Origin of the sequence: Gordonia aquimaris, assembly GCF_026262595.1 — a bacterium.
GTDB classification, from domain to species: domain Bacteria; phylum Actinomycetota; class Actinomycetes; order Mycobacteriales; family Mycobacteriaceae; genus Gordonia; species Gordonia tangerina.
This window is the reverse complement of the sequence record NZ_JAPKFM010000022.1, coordinates 44,495-61,850: the sequence shown is the minus strand read 5'-3', so window position 1 is coordinate 61,850 and position 17,356 is coordinate 44,495. Positions and strand designations below refer to the sequence as shown.

The following is a 17,356-nucleotide window of genomic DNA, read 5'->3' as shown; positions in this document are numbered from 1 at the left end:
CGCAGACCGCAGAACCCCGCGTCACTTACCGGTGGCGCGGGGTTCGTGCTGTGTGGCCCCGGTTCTGATACCCCGACCCCAATCGGGGTCGACGTCGCAGGCCCAGGGTTCCCGACAGAATCGCGATCAGCACGCAGGCACCCGCCAGTACCCACAGGGTCGCGACGAATGCGCCCACGAAGCTGTGTGCGACGACGGTGCGAGTGGCGTGGTGCAGCTGCGGGCCGGCTTGTGCGGCGATTGTGGCCGCCATACCGGTGGTGTCCCCGCCGCCGGGTTGGCAGCCCGCGGCCGGCCGTTCGGGATGGGCCGAGGTGAGTTGTGCCGAGGCGCAGTCGGCGAAGCGTTGGGTCACCGGCTCGCGGAAGATGGGTTCGACCGGGCTGTCGCGCAGCTCGGCGGTCAGCTGGGTACGCGCCGATGACACCGCCGTCTCGGCCTGCGAGGCGACCTGACCGAAGAAGAACACCGTCACCACGGCGAGGCCAATCGAGGCGCCGATCTGCTGGACAGTGGGAACACATCCGGACGCCGATCCGACGGTCTCCGGGGACGTGTCGGCCAGAATCGTCGTCTGCAACGGTGCGACGAACACACCCGTACCCAGCCCGCCCACCACCAGCGGGGCGATGGCCGCGGGCACCGACAACATCGCGGTCTCCGGGCGAAGGACCACAGCGAGACACGCCAGACCGACACCGAGTAGTAACGCGCCGAGTGCCAGTGTGCGGGCAGCGCCGATCCGCGACACGACCTGCGGCGACGCCACCGAACCCAGCGCGCCCCCGATCGCGAACGGGAGCGCGAGCAGCCCGGTTCGCAACGCGGAGTATCCGAGGCCGAACTGGGTGGTGATCGACACTGTGAAGAAGAACCCGGCGAACACGCTGAAGAACAACAGGGACAGCACCAGGCCGAGTGCGAATCGTCGTGAGGTGAACAAGTCCAACCGCAACAACGGTGTGCCCCCGCCACGGAGCAGGCGCTTCTCGACCCCGACGAACGCGATGAGCATCAGAGCTGCGAGTGCCAACAACACCCAGAGCAGCGGCGGCCATCCCATCTCACGGCCGACCGCCAAGGGATACAGCAGCAGGAACAGTCCGACGCTGGACAACGCGACGCCGGCCAGATCGATCCGGGTCGCCGGCCGATCGCGCAGCTGCGGCAGTCGTCGCCACGCGAGCGCGCATGCCGCGACACCCATCGGCAGATTCACGAAGAAGATCGTCCGCCACCCCCAGCCGGCGATGTCCGCGGTCACCAGCACGCCGCCGATGACCGGACCGAGCATGGCCGCGAGGCCGGCGACCGCACCGTAGACACCGAACACCAGTGGATGCCGGCTCTTGGGGAACAACGCGGCGATCAACGCTAGTGTCTGCGCCGACATCAACGCCGCACTGACCCCTTGCGCGCCCCGCGCCACGATCAGCTCGAGCGGGTTCTGTGCGAGCCCACACGCCATCGACGTCACGACGAAGGCGATGACCGAGCCGACGAACACCCGTCGCCGCCCGAGTCGGCCGCCGAGGGTCGCGGCGGTGAGCAGTGTGCATGCGAACGCCAGTGTGTACACACTGAGGACGAACAGCTGCTCCGACGTCGACGCCCCGAGCTCGCGGGTCAGGTCGGGCAAGGCGATGTTGACAATCGTCGTGTCGAGCATCTGCATGAACACGCCGACCAGACATCCGGTCAGTGCGAGTGCCGCCGACCGCCCGGACGCCGTGACCTCGCGCGGCGCGCTTGAGCGTCGCGCCCCCGATTTCCCCGAATGTGATTCGGCGACATCGGTTCCCGTCATCACGCCAGCGCTGGGGCGCTCAACACGTGGTCGCCGTCAGTCGCGACAGCGGTCATGATGCCGATGAATTTCTCGATGTACTCCTTGACCGAAACGTGTGCGATCTCGGTGTCGGGGTAGAGGAACGTCATCGAGGTCACGTCCTGGAATCGGTTGATCCACAGGAACACCTCCTCGCTGCTGCCGCGGTTGCCGTAGAGGCAGCCGTTGATCGCGTCGAACATCTCCACACCCGGCAGCTTGCGGACGTCGACGTATGAGATCATCGGCACCGACCAGCCGGGCGAGACGTGGATGCCGTCGGCGGGCTCGACGAGTTCGAGGACGCGATGGAAGGACACGTCGGTCAGCTCCTTGCCGGCCGCGTAGCTGTGTCCCGCCTGGGTCGCCATCGATGTGAACCTCGCCGCACCGTCGACGGTGAGCGGCACCGGGATCAGGCTGGTGAACCAGCCGACCGAGTTGAGTTCGGGGCCCGCCGCTCGAGTGCTCTTCGGGGTCATCCCGAGGTAGTCGGACTCACCGGTGAAGTCGGCGTAGGCCATTGCTGCGACGGCCATGAGGCCGGCAGTGACGTTGGCGCCGTTGGCGCGACAGACATCTTCGAACCGTTGCGCTGCCGGTTCGTCGAAAACGGTCGTGGTCAGATGCGCGCTACGGGTGTGGGTGTCGGACTCCTTGCCCAGTGGCAGGGGGAACCGGGGCAGGCTGCCGCCGTGTGCCTGCACCAACTCCACCCAGCGCTGGACATGCGGCGAGTGTCGGCTCAGCGTGCGTGAGATCGCCCGTTCCCGCGCGCAATAGTCCACGTAGCTGCCGACCGGAGACAGTGGATTCTCCATACCGAACGCCGCATTCATGTAGAGCGTCATCAGGTCGACGCAGGTCATCGCCTGGGAGATGCCGTCGGTGTTGAGGTGGTCGACCGCACAGTAGAGGGTGAACCCGCCCTCCCACTCGATGGCGCCGAAGCTGAAGCAATCCCAACGGAACGGGCCGGGGGTCTCCGCCTGCACGTGTTCACGTATCTGCGCGGCGTTGGGAAGCTCTCCGTGAGCTGCGTGGGCGAGTTCGATGATCTCCGGGTCGATCACGTGCCGGGACACCACACCGTCATCGTCGACGGCGAACCACGATTGGAAGGTGTCGTGACGGCGCAGGAACGTGGTCAGCGCCGTGGTCATCGCTTCGGTGTCGAGCGGTGCCTGGATGTCGAAGGCGATCAGGCAGAGGCGGGAGAAGCGGAAGCAGGCATCCCGGTTGCGTTGCGCGGCGCGCAGGTACTCCTCCTGCTGGTGCGACGGCGGGACGTGATGATCCGGGGCGTGTTCGGCGGCGGCGACCGTCTGTGGTGCGGCGACCCAACTCGTCACCCGGCCGGGTCGGGGATCCCATTCGTCGATGAGTCCGAAACTGACCATCTCGCACCTCATTTCATTGCGCATCAGCGTTGTGTGACTGCGGGCAGTGCGCCCGGGGCCGTCGGCTGGCGCCGTGTGTGCCAGATCACTCGACGACGCTGTGACCGTACCGTCGGCATCGCGTGACAATCAAGGAGTTGACTCTGAAAGGTCTTGTTTCACAACATGTTCGACTGTCTGGGTCGATTGTCCTAATTGTGATCTCCACCATTGTTCCCACGAACGTGAGTGGGGGTGGGGCACACTCCGACTCGAATCTGGAATGTGAGCCCGGCGGATCGAATCTTGGGGGACCGCAGTGATGAGACCCGAGGGCGGTGCACGCCCGACACGGACGGTCGTGTGGTGTGCGGTGTTGGCCGCGATCGCGTCGGCGATGACGGCGCAGGTGTGGCCGGGTGTGGCATCGGCCGACCCGCGCATCGCACGGATTGTGGCCGAGCAGGTGCAGCCGAGCCGGGAAGTCGACGTGACCGTCCGTTCGCCGTCGATGGGTGCTGACCTGCTGGTGAAGGTGCTGCCCGCAGCGACCGACGGGCCCGCCCCGACCCTTTATCTGCTCAACGGCGCCGCCGGCGGGGAGGGCGGCAGCAGTTGGTTCGATCAGACCGACATCCGATCCTTCTTCACCGGGCGCGGCGTCAACGTCGTGGTGCCGATGGGTGGTGCGGCCAGCTACTTCACCGACTGGCAGCGCGTCGACCCGACACTGGGCCGCCAGCGGTGGGCCACCTTCCTGACCGCCGAACTACCGGCGGTCATCGACACCCGTTTCGACGGGAACGGGCGTAACGCGATCGCCGGCATTTCGATGGCCGGCACCTCCGTCTTCCAGCTGTCACTGCATGCGCCGCAGCGGTATCGGGCGCTCGGATCGTTCAGCGGCTGCGCGCAGACCAGTGATCCGGTCGGGCAGGCGGTGGTCCGAATGGTCGTGGAAGGTCGCGGCGGCGGCAACACACTGAACATGTGGGGCCCGCCCTCCGATCCGGCCTGGGCAGCCAATGATCCCTATCTGCATGTCGAGGATTTCCGCGGCAAATCCATCTACGTGTCCAACGGGTCGGGGGCGCCCGGACGCTATGACACCCTCGACGGACCGGGCATCGACGGAGACGGAATGAAGCTGTTCGATCAGCTCGCGGTGGGCGCCGTGATCGAGACGGCGACCGCGCAGTGCACTCGCAACCTCCAGCAACGCATGCGTGCCCTCGGCGTGCCGGCCACCTTCCACCTCTATGCCGGTGGCACGCATTCCTGGCCGTACTGGCAGGACGAACTCCACCGGGCCTGGCCGCAATTCGAGGAGGCGTTGGCGGGATGACGATCGCGGGGATGCAGGATTCGGCCACCTGGTTGGAGACCAACACCTGGGATCGCCTGCCTTGGAGCGTCGACGAGCTCATCGACCGCAAGGACGGCCGGACGGTGTCGGTGGTGCTGCCCGCGCTCGACGAGGAGGCCACGGTCGCGTCGGTGGTCGCGAGCATCACGCCTCTGCTCGGCGGACTTGTCGACGAGATCGTGGTCGTCGACTCGGGGTCGTCGGACAACACCATGGCGAGCGCGGCGGCCGCCGGTGCACGTGTCGAAACCCGGCAGTCGGCTCTCCCGGATGTCCCGGTGCTCGACGGGAAGGGTGAGGTCTTGTGGCGGTCGTTGGCCACCACCTGTGGCGACCTGGTGGTGTTTGTCGACAGCGACCTCGTCTCGCCGGACCCCGGGTACGTCCCTCGTCTGGTCGCGCCGCTGCTGATGGTGCCCGAACTGCATCTCGTCAAGGGCTATTACCGTCGGCCGCTGCTGAGCGCGGCAGGCGTCGATCCCGCCGGAGGCGGTCGGGTCACCGAGCTCGTGGTACGGCCGTTGCTCGCCGCGCTGCGGCCCGAGCTCGGCGCGCTGATCCAGCCGCTGGCCGGGGAGTACGCCGGCACACGTGAACTGTTGACCTCGATCCCGTTTGCAGCCGGGTACGGGGTGGAGATCGGCATCATCCTCGACACGGTGGAGCAATTCGGCATCGACGCCATCGGTCAGATCGACCTCGGCACCCGCATCCATCGCAACCGCCCCCTGCACGAACTCGGGCCGATGGCTCGACAGATCGTCGCGACGCTACTCGCTCGCGTCGGTGTCGAGGATTCGGGAAGTGCCTTGACCCAGTTCGTGATGGCCGACGGCAGTCATACCATCCGTCGGTCGTATCCGGTCCTCGACGACCGGCCACCCATGCGGACCGTCCTGGCCGCCGTCGGCAGTCGCTGACGCCGCGCCGCCTCCACCCCGCGGCCCGCCACCGAACAGCAGGTCGGGGTCCTTCGGTGCCCTTGTGAACGGTTTGTGACGCCGCATGTCATCGAACACCTCACGCCGGGACGTACGATATTCACCGAATCGACCAGTGGAGGAAGTTGGATGAGCGAAACCCCGGCCCCGCACGAGTCCGAGCGTCACGGCTTCACCCGGGTGCTCCTCAAGCTCGGCGGTGAGATGTTCGGAGGTGGCGGAGTCGGACTCGACCCCGATGTCGTCGGTACTGTCGCCGACCAGATCGCCGAAGTCGTCGGATCGGGTGTGCAGGTCGCGGTCGTGATCGGCGGCGGAAACTTCTTCCGCGGTGCCGAACTGCAGCAACGCGGCCTCGACCGCGCCCGCTCGGACTACATGGGCATGCTCGGCACAGTGATGAACTGTCTCGCGCTGCAGGACTTCCTGGAGAAGCGGGGCGTCTCCACGCGTGTGCAGACCGCGATCACGATGGGGCAGGTGGCCGAACCGTATCTGCCGCTTCGGGCGCAGCGACACCTCGAGAAGGGGCGGGTGGTGATCTTCGGTGCCGGCATGGGGATGCCGTACTTCTCCACCGACACCACCGCCGCGCAGCGTGCCCTGGAGATCAAGGCCGAGGTGGTGCTGATGGCCAAGGGCGTCGACGGGGTCTTCGACGCCGACCCGCGCACGGTGCCCGACGCGAAACTGTTCACCGAGATCACCCACCGCGAGGTGCTGGACAAAGAGCTCAAGGTCGCCGACGCGACCGCGTTCAGTCTCTGTATGGACAACAAAATGCCGATCCTGGTGTTCAATTTGCTCGAGCAGGGCAACATCGCCCGGGCCGTCGCGGGCGAACGGATCGGCACCCTGGTCGCCACCTGATCGACCCGACACTCATCCCACACGCACACCGCACCGAGTAGATATAGGACGACGATGATCGACGATGCGCTCCTGGACGCCGAAGAGAAAATGGAGAAGGCGGTCAGTGTCGCCAAAGACGACATGGGCTCCATCCGTACCGGTCGCGCCAACCCGGCGATGTTCAACAAGGTCCACATCGAGTACTACGGCGCTCTCACGCCGATCACCCAGGTGGCAGGCATCAACACCCCCGAGGCGCGCCTGGTGGTGATCAAGCCCTATGAGGCCTCGACCCTGCGGGACATCGAAACCGCCATCCGCAACTCCGATCTCGGTGTGAACCCGACCAATGACGGCAACGTCATCCGGGTGGCGATCCCGCAGCTCACCGAGGATCGTCGCAAGGAGCTGGTGAAGCAGGCCAAGAGCAAGGGCGAAGACGCCAAGGTCGCGATCCGCAACGTGCGGCGCAAGGCCGTCGACGAGCTCAAACGCATCCAGAAGGATGGCGAGGCCGGCGAGGACGAGGTGAACCGCGCGGAGAAGGAACTCGACAAGACGACCGCCGGTTACGTCACCCAGGTCGACGAACTCGTGAAGCACAAAGAGAACGAATTGCTCGAGGTGTGAGCACCGACCGCCCCCACGCATCGTCACCGCAGCCGATGGCCACCGAATCGACCGAGAGCCCGGAGACCCCGGACGCGCCGAAGACCACGAAGTCGCGCGCCGGACGCAATCTCCCGGCTGCGCTCGCGGTCGGATTCTCGCTCGGTATCTCGATCATCCTGATCCTGATCTTCGCGCCGAAGATCTGGTACGGGGTGGTGGCGGTCGCATTCGCGATCGCCACATGGGAGGTCTTCAAGCGACTGCGCGACGGTGGCTATCAGATTGCGTTCTGGCCACTGGTCATCGGCGGGCAGGTCATCATCTGGTCCGGGTGGCCCTGGGGTCCCACCGGTGTCCTGACCGCCTTCGTCGCGACCGTGCTGGTGCTGATGGTCTGGATGCTGCTGGCGCAAGGAATTCACCACGCGCCGGAGAATTATCTGCGCAACCTCGCCGCCAGCGTGTTCATCCTCGCCTGGCTGCCGCTGCTGGCATCCTTCGGTGCGCAGTTGGTGGTCCAGGACCATGGCGCCGCGCGGGTGGCGACCCTGATGGTGGTGGTGGTCTGCTCCGACGTCGGTGGCTACGGCTTCGGTGTGCTGTTCGGCAAACATCCGATGGCGCCGGCGATCAGCCCGAAGAAGAGCTGGGAAGGCCTGGTCGGGTCGTTCCTGGTGGGCACGGGCGGAGCGGTGTGTTGCGGGGTGTTCCTGCTCGACGCCCACTGGTGGGTCGGCATGATCCTGGGGCCGGTATTGGTGGTCTGCGCCACCCTGGGTGATCTGGTCGAATCCCAGGTCAAGCGCGACCTGGGAATCAAGGACATGGGTACGCTGTTGCCCGGCCACGGCGGCATCATGGATCGTCTCGATTCGCTGCTGCCGTCGGCCTTCATCGTCTGGGCGGTGTTGACGGCGTTGCTGTGAGCAGCCCCGTCGTCAGCGTTTGGCCTTTTTCAACGCCCGGCTGAGCTGCAGCATGCGGAGCCCGCCCGCGAACGCCACGATCAACGCACCGGCGATGGCGGCGATCAGCAGACTCACCCCGAGCGGCAGGTTGACCTCCCAGAAGATCAGCATGATCGTCTGGCTCTCCAGGTTCTGCAGGATGAAGATGAGCAGCAGGATGGTGATCACAGCGCCGATCACCAGACCGTAGAACGTCGCCCGAGTCCGGGTGTGCTCCACCTTCTTGATCTTGGTGCGCAGCTCATCGCGCTCGGCCAACAGCGCCTGATGCTCGCCGTCGGGCTCCGGCGTGGTGGGATGCTCGATCGGCTCGCCCGCGCCGACGGGCCGGTGCGGCTGCGGATCCGGTGTCGTCATACAGCCATCATGACATGCGACAATAACGGTATGACGTCATTGCCGCTCGTGTTCGACGCGCCCAAGCGCGGGCGTCCGCCCACCCACTTCGCCGACCTGGACACCGCAGGCCGGGTGACCGCGCTCTCCGCACTCGGTCTACCGAAGTTCCGCGCAAATCAGTTGGCCCGGCAGTACTTCGGCCGACTCAATGGTGATGTGGCCGAAATGACCGATCTGCCGTCGGCGGCCCGCGATGCCGTCGGGCAGAATCTCTTCCCGCCGCTGCTGTCGCCGGTGCGCCACATCGCCTGCGACGACGGCGACACCCGCAAGACGTTATGGCGACTGCACGACGGCACTCTGCTCGAGAGCGTGCTGATGCGCTACTCCGATCGCAACACACTATGCATCTCGAGTCAGGCCGGTTGCGGCATGGCATGCCCGTTCTGCGCGACCGGACAGGGCGGTCTGGACCGCAATCTGTCGACCGCCGAGATCGTCGACCAGGTGCGTGCGGCAGCGCGCGCATTGCGCGACGGGGAGTTCGGGGAACCGGGCCGGCTGTCGAACGTCGTCTTCATGGGTATGGGGGAGCCGCTGGCAAACTACAAGCGCGTGGTCAGTGCGGTGCGGCAGATCACCTCGCCGGTGCCCGACGGACTCGGGATCTCCGCGCGATCGGTCACCGTCTCCACGGTCGGACTGGCCCCGTCGATCCGACGCCTGGCCGACGAGGGGTTGGCGGTGACGCTCGCGGTGTCGCTGCACACACCCGACGACGAACTGCGCGACACGCTGGTGCCGGTCAACAACCGATGGTCGGTGGCCGAGGTGCTGGACGCGGCCCGCTACTACGCCGACACCACCGGCCGTCGTGTCTCGATCGAGTACGCCCTGATCCGCGACGTCAACGATCAGCCGTGGCGAGCGGACATGCTGGGGGAGAAGTTGCGTCGGGCACTGGGATCGCTGGTCCACGTGAATCTGATCCCGTTGAATCCCACACCGGGGTCCGAATGGGATGCGAGCCCGAAGCCGGTGGAGCGCGAATTCGTCAGGCGGGTACGGGAACAGGGTGTGTCGTGCACCGTCCGGGACACCCGCGGCCAGGAGATCGCCGCAGCCTGCGGCCAGTTGGCCGCCGGAGAACGCTGACCGGCGTCAGTTCTTCCAACGACCGCGGCTGGTCCAGATCGGCTTGAGTAGGAAGAACGCGAGAACGGCGGCGAATGCGGCGAGGTAGATGTCCTCGACGTGGCCGGTGTGGTTACCGATGAACATCGCCAGCAGGGCGAACACGCAGAACCATCCGGCGATCATGAACGTCTTGCGGGCTTGTCCGTGCCACCCGAAGCGGGCCGACGGCGCATCCGCGGGCTCGCGAACCCAGCCGGTGTCGATCTGCTCAACCTCGGTGCTTGCCACGGTGGCTCCTCACTGTGCGTGCCGGTCGCTGCGTGCCGGCGGTCAGAAGTCTGACGACCGGTAGTAGTACGCGACAAGCATAACGGTAGGGCGCCGATGGCGGCGCGGCGCCACCACGCGCAGACCCCGTCGGGGTGAAACAATGCCGCCATGTCCGACACCCCGCACCGAAAGCTGGCCGACTACCGCGGCGAGAACTACCCCCGCGACATGATCGGTTACGGTGCCGCGCCGCCGGATCCGCAGTGGCCGGGCGGGGCGAAGATCGCGGTGCAGTTCGTCCTCAACTACGAGGAGGGCTCGGAGAACAACGTCCTCGAGAACGATCGGGCCAGCGAGACATTCCTCTCGGAGATGATCGGTGCGCAGGCATTCCCGAACCGGCACATGAGCATGGAGTCGCTCTACGAGTACGGATCGCGGGCCGGCGTGTGGCGCATCCTGCGCACCTTCGGACGGCGTCAGTTGCCGCTGACGATCTTCGCGGTCGCCCAGGCGATGGCCCGTAACCCCGATGCCGCCGCCGCATTCGTCGAACGCGGCGACGAGATCGCCTGTCACGGGTACCGATGGCTCAGTTATCAGCTCGTCGACACCCACATCGAACGCGAGCACATGCAGGCGGGTATCGAGCTGTTGACCGAGATCACCGGACAACGACCGCTGGGCTGGTACACCGGCCGCGATTCGCCCAACACCCGCCAGCTCGTCGTCGAGCAAGGCGGATTCGTCTACGACTCCGACAGCTATGCCGACGATCTGCCCTACTGGGTGAAGGTGCGTCGCGGCGAGCGGCTCGTCGACCACCTGGTGGTGCCCTACACCTTGGACACCAACGACATGCGATTCGCCTCACCGGGCGGTTTCCCGTCGGGCGAGCAGTTCTTCACCCACCTGCGAGATGCCTTCGACGTCCTTTACCGCGAAGGCGTCGAGGGCGCACCCAAGATGCTGTCGGTCGGGTTGCACTGTCGTCTCGTCGGCCGTCCGGCTCGCCTCGCCGCGCTCGAACGTTTCCTCGATCACATCCAGTCACACGAAGGCGTCTGGATCCCCCGGCGCATCGACATCGCCGAGCACTGGCGGTCGGTGCATCCACCGAGCTGACCGCGGCGGCGGACCCACTCCGCGGGATTTGGGGCACAGTCGATCGAAGCGGGACAATGGCCCGGTGACGACGCGCGTACTCATCCTCGGCTCGACCGGCTCTATCGGCGTCCAAGCCCTCGAGGTGATCGCCGAGCATCCCGAGCGGTTCCAGGTCGTGGGACTCGGCGCCGGGGGCGGCAACCTCGATCTCCTGCGTGAGCAGGCCCGCGCATTCGGGGTCTCTGCGGATCGGTTGGCCGTCGCGGACCCGGCTGCCGCGCGGACCCTGTCCGACGACCTCGGCTCGACGGTGTTGGGCGGCGCCGACGCGATGTGCGACCTCATCGCCTCGGTGGACTCCGACGTGGTGCTCAACGCCGTGGTGGGCTCGATCGGGCTTCGACCCAGCCTGGTTGCGCTGCGGACCGGGGCCCGCCTCGCGTTGGCCAACAAGGAGTCGCTGGTCGCCGGCGGATCGCTGGTCCTCGATGCGGCGGCACCCGGGCAGATCCTCCCCGTCGACTCCGAGCACTCGGCCATCGCCCAGTGCCTGCGTGGCGGCACCGCCGCGGAGGTCGACCGCCTCGTGCTCACCGCTTCGGGTGGTCCTTTTTTTGGCTGGACCCGGGAAGCCCTCCTCGACGTGACCCCGGAGCAGGCCGGTCACCATCCCACCTGGTCGATGGGTCCGATGATCACCCTCAATTCTGCGACCCTGGTCAACAAGGCACTCGAGGTCATCGAGGCGCACCTGCTGTTCGGCGTCGACTACGACCGCATCGACGTCACCGTGCACCGACAGTCGATCGTGCATTCGATGGTGACCTTCGTCGACGGAGCGACCATCGCCAAGGCGTCCCCGCCGTCGATGAAACTGCCGATAGCGCTGGCGCTGGGTTGGCCGGACAGGGTGCCCGGCTCGTCGACGGCGTGCGATTTCTCCACCGCATCCGCCTGGACCTTCGAACCCGTCGACACCACAGTGTTCAGGGCCATCGATCTGGCCCGCGAGGCCGGACGCGGCGGCGGTTCGCTGACCGCGGTGTACAACGCCGCGAACGAAGCGGCCGCCGCGGGTTTCTTCGCCGGCGCCATCCGGTTTCCGCGCATCGTCGAGATCATCGGTGAGGTGCTCGGCGAGGCCGATCAGTGGCGTGCTCAGCCAGGTACTGTGGAGGACGTCTTGGCCGCAGACCAGTGGGCACGCGCACAGGCATCGCGTCTGGTCACGGCATATTCGGATGGAGTGAATCAGTGAGTTTCGCCCTCGGCGTGGTGCTGTTCGCCGCGGCGCTGCTGTTGTCGGTGGCCTGGCATGAGTGCGGTCACATGTGGGCGGCACAGGCGACCGGCATGAAGGTGCGCCGCTACTTCGTCGGCTTCGGCCCCACGGTGTGGTCCACGCGCAAGGGCGAGACGGAATACGGGATCAAGGCACTGCCGCTGGGCGGTTTCTGCGACATCGCCGGTATGACCCCGTATGACGAGATCGCCGACGAAGACCGGCCGCGCGCCATGTACCTGCAGAAGCCGTGGAAGCGGCTCGTCGTGCTGTTCGCGGGGCCCGCGCAGAACTTCATCCTCGGCTTCGCGCTGGTGGTGGTCGTCGGAGCCATCTGGGGGCTGCCGAACATCAGCCAGGATCCCGTACCGGCCACCGTCTCGCAGGTCACCTGCGTACCAGACCAGACCACCTACTCCGCCGACGCCGAGCCAGTGTCGACGCCCTGTTCGGGGACGGGGCCGGCGGGGGCTGCGGGTATGCAGGCCGGCGACACCATCGTGGCCGTCAACGGCCAATCCGTCTCCGACTACTCCGAGGTGTCGACGCTGATCACCGAGGCGACGGGACCGGTCGCGCTCACGGTCGACCGGGCCGGCCAATCGGTCGACATGACCCTCGATCCGCAACCGTCGACCGTGGTGATCAACCAGTCCGACGGCACCACGACCACCGAGCAGACCCGCAAGGTCGGCATCACCTTCTCGCCGCCGCCCGCGCTCACCCACTACGACGGTCTCGCTGTCATCCCCGGTGCGTTCGTGTTCACCGGCGACCTGTTCGTGGCCACCTGGGACGCCCTGTTGTCACTGCCGTCGAAGGTCAGCGCACTGTGGACCGCGGTGACCGGCGGTGAGCGCGCGGCCGACACCCCGGTGAGCGTCTACGGTGCATCGGTGATGGGCGGGCAGGCTGCCGAACGTGGTGCCTGGAGCATGTTCCTGATGCTGCTGATCAGCATCAACTTCTTCCTCGGCCTGTTCAACCTGGTGCCGCTGCTGCCGCTCGACGGCGGGCACATGGCCATAGTCGGCTACGAGAAGGGGCGAAACACCGTGCGCCGCTGGTTCGGGCGGGCGGCCGCCGGACCGGTCGACTACCTGAAATTGATGCCGATCACCTACGCGGTCGTCGTCGTCATGGGTGGATTCATGGTGTTGACACTGACCGCCGACATCATCAACCCCATCAAGATCTTCTGACCACACCCGTATGACCCACGACCACAGCCCCATCAAGATCTCCTTACAGACGAGGTGAACGAGATGAACGCCCCCACATCGTCCGACCCGATTCAAGTCGGGCTCGGCATGCCCGCCCCACCGCCGCCGGTGCTGGCCCCGCGCCGCACGACGCGCCAGATCCAGGTCGGTTCGGTCGGCGTCGGCAGCGACCACCCGATCTCGGTGCAGTCGATGACCACCACCAAGACCCACGACATCAACGCGACCCTGCAACAGATCGCCGAACTCACCGCCTCCGGCTGTGACATCGTGCGCGTCGCGTGCCCACGCCCCGAGGACGCCGAAGCGCTGCCGATCATCGCCAAGAAATCGAAGATCCCGGTGATCGCCGATATCCACTTCCAGCCGAAGTACATCTTCGCGGCGATCGACGCCGGTTGCGCGGCCGTGCGCGTCAATCCCGGCAACATCAAGGAATTCGACGGCCGCGTCAAAGAGGTCGCGCAGGCCGCCGGCGCCGCCGGCATCCCCATCCGCATCGGGGTCAACGCCGGCTCGCTGGACAAACGCATCATGCAGAAGTACGGCAAGGCGACTCCCGAGGCACTCGTCGAGTCCGCGCTCTGGGAAGCCGGGCTCTTCGAGGAGCACGGTTTCGGCGACATCAAGATCTCGGTCAAGCACAACGACCCGGTGATCATGGTGGAGGCCTACCGACAGCTCGCCGCGCAGTGCGACTACCCGCTGCATCTCGGAGTAACCGAGGCAGGACCCGCATTCCAGGGCACCATCAAGTCGTCGGTCGCCTTCGGGGCGCTGCTGGCCGAGGGGATCGGCGACACCATCCGGGTCTCGTTGTCGGCGCCGCCCGCCGAGGAGATCAAGGTGGGCGACGCGATCCTGCAGTCGCTCAACCTTCGTCCGCGCAAGCTCGAGATCGTGTCGTGTCCGTCGTGCGGGCGCGCCCAGGTCGACGTGTACAAACTCGCCGATGAGGTGACCGCCGGCCTCGAGGGTATGGAGGTGCCGCTGCGGGTGGCCGTCATGGGTTGCGTCGTGAACGGGCCGGGCGAGGCCCGTGAGGCCGATCTCGGTGTCGCGTCGGGCAACGGCAAGGGACAGATCTTCGTGAAGGGTGAGGTCATCAAGACCGTGCCGGAGGCGCAGATCGTGGAGACGTTGATCGAAGAAGCGCTGCGGATCGCGGGTGAATCAGGCGACACTGGTGACAGGGAAGCGGGTTCACCGGTCGTCACGGTCAGCTGATCACGACGTCGATGACCGTCGGCCGCGTCGCGGTCTGCATCCCGCCCGAGAACGGCAGAGGGAGCGGTGGTGCTGAAGCTACTGGGTGATCGCCCGCTGGGCGCACGCGATGCGCCGGTGGTGGAGCATGTGCTGTCGTCGGATCCGGTGGCGATGTGCATGGTCGCGGCCCGGTTCGAGTCGCACGGCATCAACCCGCGCCTGTTGGGCGGAGAATTGTGGACCGTCGACGATCCGACCAGCTCATTGTGCTTTTCCGGGGCCAACCTCATCCCTCTGGTCGGGTCCACCGACTCGATGGAGGCGTTCGCCGACCGCGCGGCCGCCGCGCCGCGCGTGTGTTCGTCGATCGTCGGACGGGCCGAGATGGTGCTGGCCTTCTGGGATCGGATCGGCGCATGCTGGGGTCCGGCGCGGGAGGTGCGCGACTCGCAACCGCTGATGGCGTTGACGGACGCGCCCGCCGTGGCGCCCGATCCGCTGGTTCGCCTGGTCACCCTCGACGATCTCGACGCCTATCTACCGGCTGCGATCGACATGTTCATCGGCGAGGTGGGGGTGGACCCGTGTGCCGGCGACGGAGGCCGGTCCTATCGCCGCCGCCTGGCCTCGCTGATCACCGCGCAACGGGTGTTCGCCCGATTCGATCGCGGTGAGGTCGTGTTCAAGGCCGAGATCGGTTCGCTGTCCCGTCGGGTCGGCCAGATCCAGGGCGTCTGGGTGGCGCCGCACCGGCGCGGCGAGGGGCTCGGCGCGGCCGGTACCGCCGCCGTCGCCGCCGCGGTGATGGCCTTCGGTCGTACCCCGAGCCTGTACGTCAACAGCTTCAACCTTCCCGCGCGAGAGGTGTACCGGCAGATCGGTTTCCGCGAAGTCGGCACCTTCGCGACCATCCTCGTCGACTGAATCCGCCGACGACAGTCGGCGAATCCACCGCGTGGCGCACCGGATTTCGACTCGTCCGCCCATATGATCGACACCGATGTTGCGGATGAGACGACGAGTAGTCAGTGTGGCGTGTGTGTCGCTGAGTGCTGCGCTGACGCTCGGGGTGGCCGGTTGCGCCACCGCCGACGACGGTCCGCGCCAGGCGGTCGAGCGTTTCCTCGCTGCATACGGCGCCCGCGACATCGCCGCAGCCGCCGCCCTCACCGACAACCCGCAGGCCGCACGCGACGACCTCGACGCCGCGTGGGACGGTCTGGCCGCGGAGAAACTCACCGCGAGCACCGGCAAAGCGCGAGTGACCGGCGACATCGCCGACATCGACGTCACCTACCACTGGGATCTGCCGAGCGACCGCGAGTGGAGTTATCCCGCCCGGGTCAAACTCGCCCGCAGCGATGCTGGGTGGTCGGTGCGCTGGACCTCCACCGACATCCACCCGGACCTCGGTGCCAACCAACGGCTTTCGTTGCGACTGTTGCAGGCCCCGCGGGCGACCGTCAACGAGTCCGATGGGTCGGAGGTGATGGTCAACGGCACGGTCATCGGGATCAACTTCGACGCCGCCGAGGCGGCGGCGCACGGGTCGGTCGCCGATTCGGTGACCCGCCTGGTGTCGGCACTGCGGCCCTATGCGCCGTCGCTGTCGGCGCAGAAGATCGCCGAGGAGTCCACGGCCAGTGGCGAGCCGTACCCGATCACCCGGCTGTCGGAACGCGATTTCGATCGCCTGCGCGATCAACTCGCCATCCCCGGCGTCGTTCACAACGAACAGGCCGAACTGGTCGCGAAGAACCCGGATTTCGCCCCGGCACTGCTCACCGAGGTGAAGAAGGTCGTCGACAGTGAGGTCGAAGGTCGGGTCGGATGGCGGGTCGTCACCGTCAACCCGAACGGCCTCGACGCCGACGTCCTCGCCGATCACGCCCCGGAACCCGCGCCGGCGATCTCGCTCAGCCTGTCGCGGCGCGTGCAGAATGCCGCGCAGCGGGCGGTGGACGCCACCAACCGCTTCCAGGTCGCCATGGTGGTTCTCCAGCCGTCCACCGGCCGGGTTCTGGCCGTCGCGCAGAACAAGGCGGCCGACCGGGACGGGCCGATCGCCACCACCGGTCTGTACCCGCCCGGATCGACCTTCAAGATGGTCACCGCGGCCTCGGCCATCAGCCGCGATCTCGCACATCCCGGTTCGATGGTGCCGTGTCCGGGTGAGATCGAGATCGGTCCGCGCCGAATCCCGAACTACAACGGCTTCTCGCTGGGCACCGTCTCGATGCTGAAAGCCTTCGCCAGTTCCTGCAACACCACTTTCGCCTTCCTGGCCAGCAAGATGGGCCCATCAGATCTCGCGCACACCGCGGCGGCGATGGGAATCGGCCAGAACTACGACATCGCCGGTCTCGACGTGGTGTCCGGGTCGGTGCCGATCGCTCCGGAACTGGTCGCGCGTACCGAGGATGGCTTCGGTCAGGGCAAGGTGCTGGTCAGTCCGTTCGGGTTGGCCACGGTCGCAGCGACCGTGGCCAACAACGGCACCGCGCCGGTCCCACAGCTGATCCTGGGCAAACAGACCACGGTGGAAGGTCCGCAACCGACGCTCGACCCGAAAGTGGTCGAAGAACTACGCCCGATGATGCGCGCTGTGGTCACCCAGGGCACGGCGACGGTCATCGACGGCGAGGGCGAAGTGCTCGGCAAGACCGGTGAGGCCGAGTTCGCCGGCGGTTCGCATGCCTGGTTCGCCGGCTACCGCGGAGATCTGGCGTTCGCCACCCTCGTGGTGCGCGGTGGCGACTCCAACAACGCCGTGGGCGTGACGCGCGACTTCTTCGCCGGACTGCCACCGGGATACGCGGTCGGCGCGCGGTCCTGACCGGCCA

General features: G+C 66.8%; 16 protein-coding genes. 12 read left to right on the top strand and 4 right to left on the bottom strand.

All coding sequences use genetic code 11. From position 1 onward, the window contains the following. Positions 1 to 25: 25 nt before the first annotated feature. A complete protein-coding gene (locus OSB52_RS18425; protein ID WP_266063018.1) occupies positions 26 to 1,807 on the bottom strand; it encodes an MFS transporter in 1,782 nt (593 codons plus the stop codon). Beyond that, a complete protein-coding gene (locus OSB52_RS18420; RefSeq protein ID WP_266063016.1) occupies positions 1,807 to 3,228 on the bottom strand; it encodes a condensation domain-containing protein in 1,422 nt (473 codons plus the stop codon). Before OSB52_RS18420 ends, OSB52_RS18425 begins: the two co-directional genes overlap by 1 nt. A 301-nt stretch (positions 3,229 to 3,529) precedes the next feature. Between OSB52_RS18420 and OSB52_RS18415 the strand changes: the two genes are divergently transcribed. From OSB52_RS18415 to OSB52_RS18395, 5 genes are all read left to right on the top strand, one after another. Continuing rightward, positions 3,530 to 4,552 carry an alpha/beta hydrolase gene (locus tag OSB52_RS18415; RefSeq protein ID WP_372474960.1) on the top strand — a complete coding sequence of 341 codons (1,023 nt, stop codon included), beginning with the start codon at positions 3,530 to 3,532 and terminating at the stop codon, positions 4,550 to 4,552. Further along, positions 4,549 to 5,493 carry a glucosyl-3-phosphoglycerate synthase gene (locus OSB52_RS18410; RefSeq protein WP_266063015.1) on the top strand — a complete coding sequence of 315 codons (945 nt, stop codon included), beginning with the start codon at positions 4,549 to 4,551 and terminating at the stop codon, positions 5,491 to 5,493. Before OSB52_RS18415 ends, OSB52_RS18410 begins: the two co-directional genes overlap by 4 nt. A gap of 150 nt (positions 5,494 to 5,643) precedes the next feature. Then, positions 5,644 to 6,384 (top strand): UMP kinase, encoded by a 741-nt coding sequence (gene pyrH, locus OSB52_RS18405; protein ID WP_235722268.1) that lies wholly within the window; start codon positions 5,644 to 5,646, stop codon positions 6,382 to 6,384. Between the two features lie 54 nt (positions 6,385 to 6,438). Then, positions 6,439 to 6,996, top strand: a complete 558-nt coding sequence (gene frr, locus OSB52_RS18400; RefSeq protein ID WP_235722267.1) for a ribosome recycling factor — start codon at positions 6,439 to 6,441, stop codon at positions 6,994 to 6,996. A 35-nt stretch (positions 6,997 to 7,031) separates the two neighbouring features. Beyond that, the gene (locus OSB52_RS18395) at positions 7,032 to 7,904 is read left to right on the top strand and encodes a phosphatidate cytidylyltransferase (RefSeq protein ID WP_266063046.1); all 873 of its coding nucleotides are present in this window, start codon (positions 7,032 to 7,034) and stop codon (positions 7,902 to 7,904) included. 12 nt (positions 7,905 to 7,916) lie between these two features. Here OSB52_RS18395 and OSB52_RS18390 read toward each other — a convergent pair whose 3' ends face one another. Beyond that, positions 7,917 to 8,303: a LapA family protein gene (locus tag OSB52_RS18390; protein WP_235722265.1), complete on the bottom strand. Its 387-nt coding sequence runs from the start codon at positions 8,301 to 8,303 to the stop codon at positions 7,917 to 7,919. 30 nt (positions 8,304 to 8,333) lie between these two features. Between OSB52_RS18390 and rlmN the strand changes: the two genes are divergently transcribed. After that, the gene (gene rlmN / locus OSB52_RS18385) at positions 8,334 to 9,440 is read left to right on the top strand and encodes a dual-specificity RNA methyltransferase RlmN (protein WP_235722264.1); all 1,107 of its coding nucleotides are present in this window, start codon (positions 8,334 to 8,336) and stop codon (positions 9,438 to 9,440) included. A gap of 6 nt (positions 9,441 to 9,446) precedes the next feature. On the opposite strand, the gene OSB52_RS18380 is transcribed toward rlmN, so the two are convergent. Continuing rightward, the gene (locus OSB52_RS18380; protein WP_235722263.1) at positions 9,447 to 9,710 is read right to left on the bottom strand and encodes a DUF2631 domain-containing protein; all 264 of its coding nucleotides are present in this window, start codon (positions 9,708 to 9,710) and stop codon (positions 9,447 to 9,449) included. 150 nt (positions 9,711 to 9,860) lie between these two features. Here OSB52_RS18380 and puuE point away from each other — a divergent pair, with 150 nt between their 5' ends. The 6 genes from puuE to OSB52_RS18350 all read left to right on the top strand — a co-directional run bounded on the left by puuE (position 9,861) and on the right by OSB52_RS18350 (position 17,349). Then, positions 9,861 to 10,817, top strand: coding sequence for an allantoinase PuuE (gene puuE / locus OSB52_RS18375; protein WP_235722262.1), 957 nt, complete (start codon positions 9,861 to 9,863; stop codon positions 10,815 to 10,817). A gap of 64 nt (positions 10,818 to 10,881) precedes the next feature. Beyond that, positions 10,882 to 12,057 (top strand): 1-deoxy-D-xylulose-5-phosphate reductoisomerase, encoded by a 1,176-nt coding sequence (gene dxr, locus OSB52_RS18370; RefSeq protein ID WP_235722261.1) that lies wholly within the window; start codon positions 10,882 to 10,884, stop codon positions 12,055 to 12,057. Beyond that, a complete protein-coding gene (locus OSB52_RS18365) occupies positions 12,054 to 13,283 on the top strand; it encodes a M50 family metallopeptidase (RefSeq protein ID WP_235722260.1) in 1,230 nt (409 codons plus the stop codon). The genes dxr and OSB52_RS18365 overlap by 4 nt, the downstream gene beginning before the upstream one ends. Positions 13,284 to 13,346: 63 nt before the next feature. Next, positions 13,347 to 14,531, top strand: a complete 1,185-nt coding sequence (gene ispG / locus OSB52_RS18360) for a flavodoxin-dependent (E)-4-hydroxy-3-methylbut-2-enyl-diphosphate synthase (protein WP_235722259.1) — start codon at positions 13,347 to 13,349, stop codon at positions 14,529 to 14,531. Positions 14,532 to 14,600: 69 nt separating this feature from the next. After that, entirely contained in the window at positions 14,601 to 15,437 is an 837-nt protein-coding gene (locus OSB52_RS18355; RefSeq protein WP_235722258.1) for a GNAT family N-acetyltransferase, read from the top strand. A 76-nt stretch (positions 15,438 to 15,513) separates the two neighbouring features. Then, positions 15,514 to 17,349: a penicillin-binding transpeptidase domain-containing protein gene (locus tag OSB52_RS18350; protein WP_235722257.1), complete on the top strand. Its 1,836-nt coding sequence runs from the start codon at positions 15,514 to 15,516 to the stop codon at positions 17,347 to 17,349. Positions 17,350 to 17,356 lie beyond the last annotated feature (7 nt).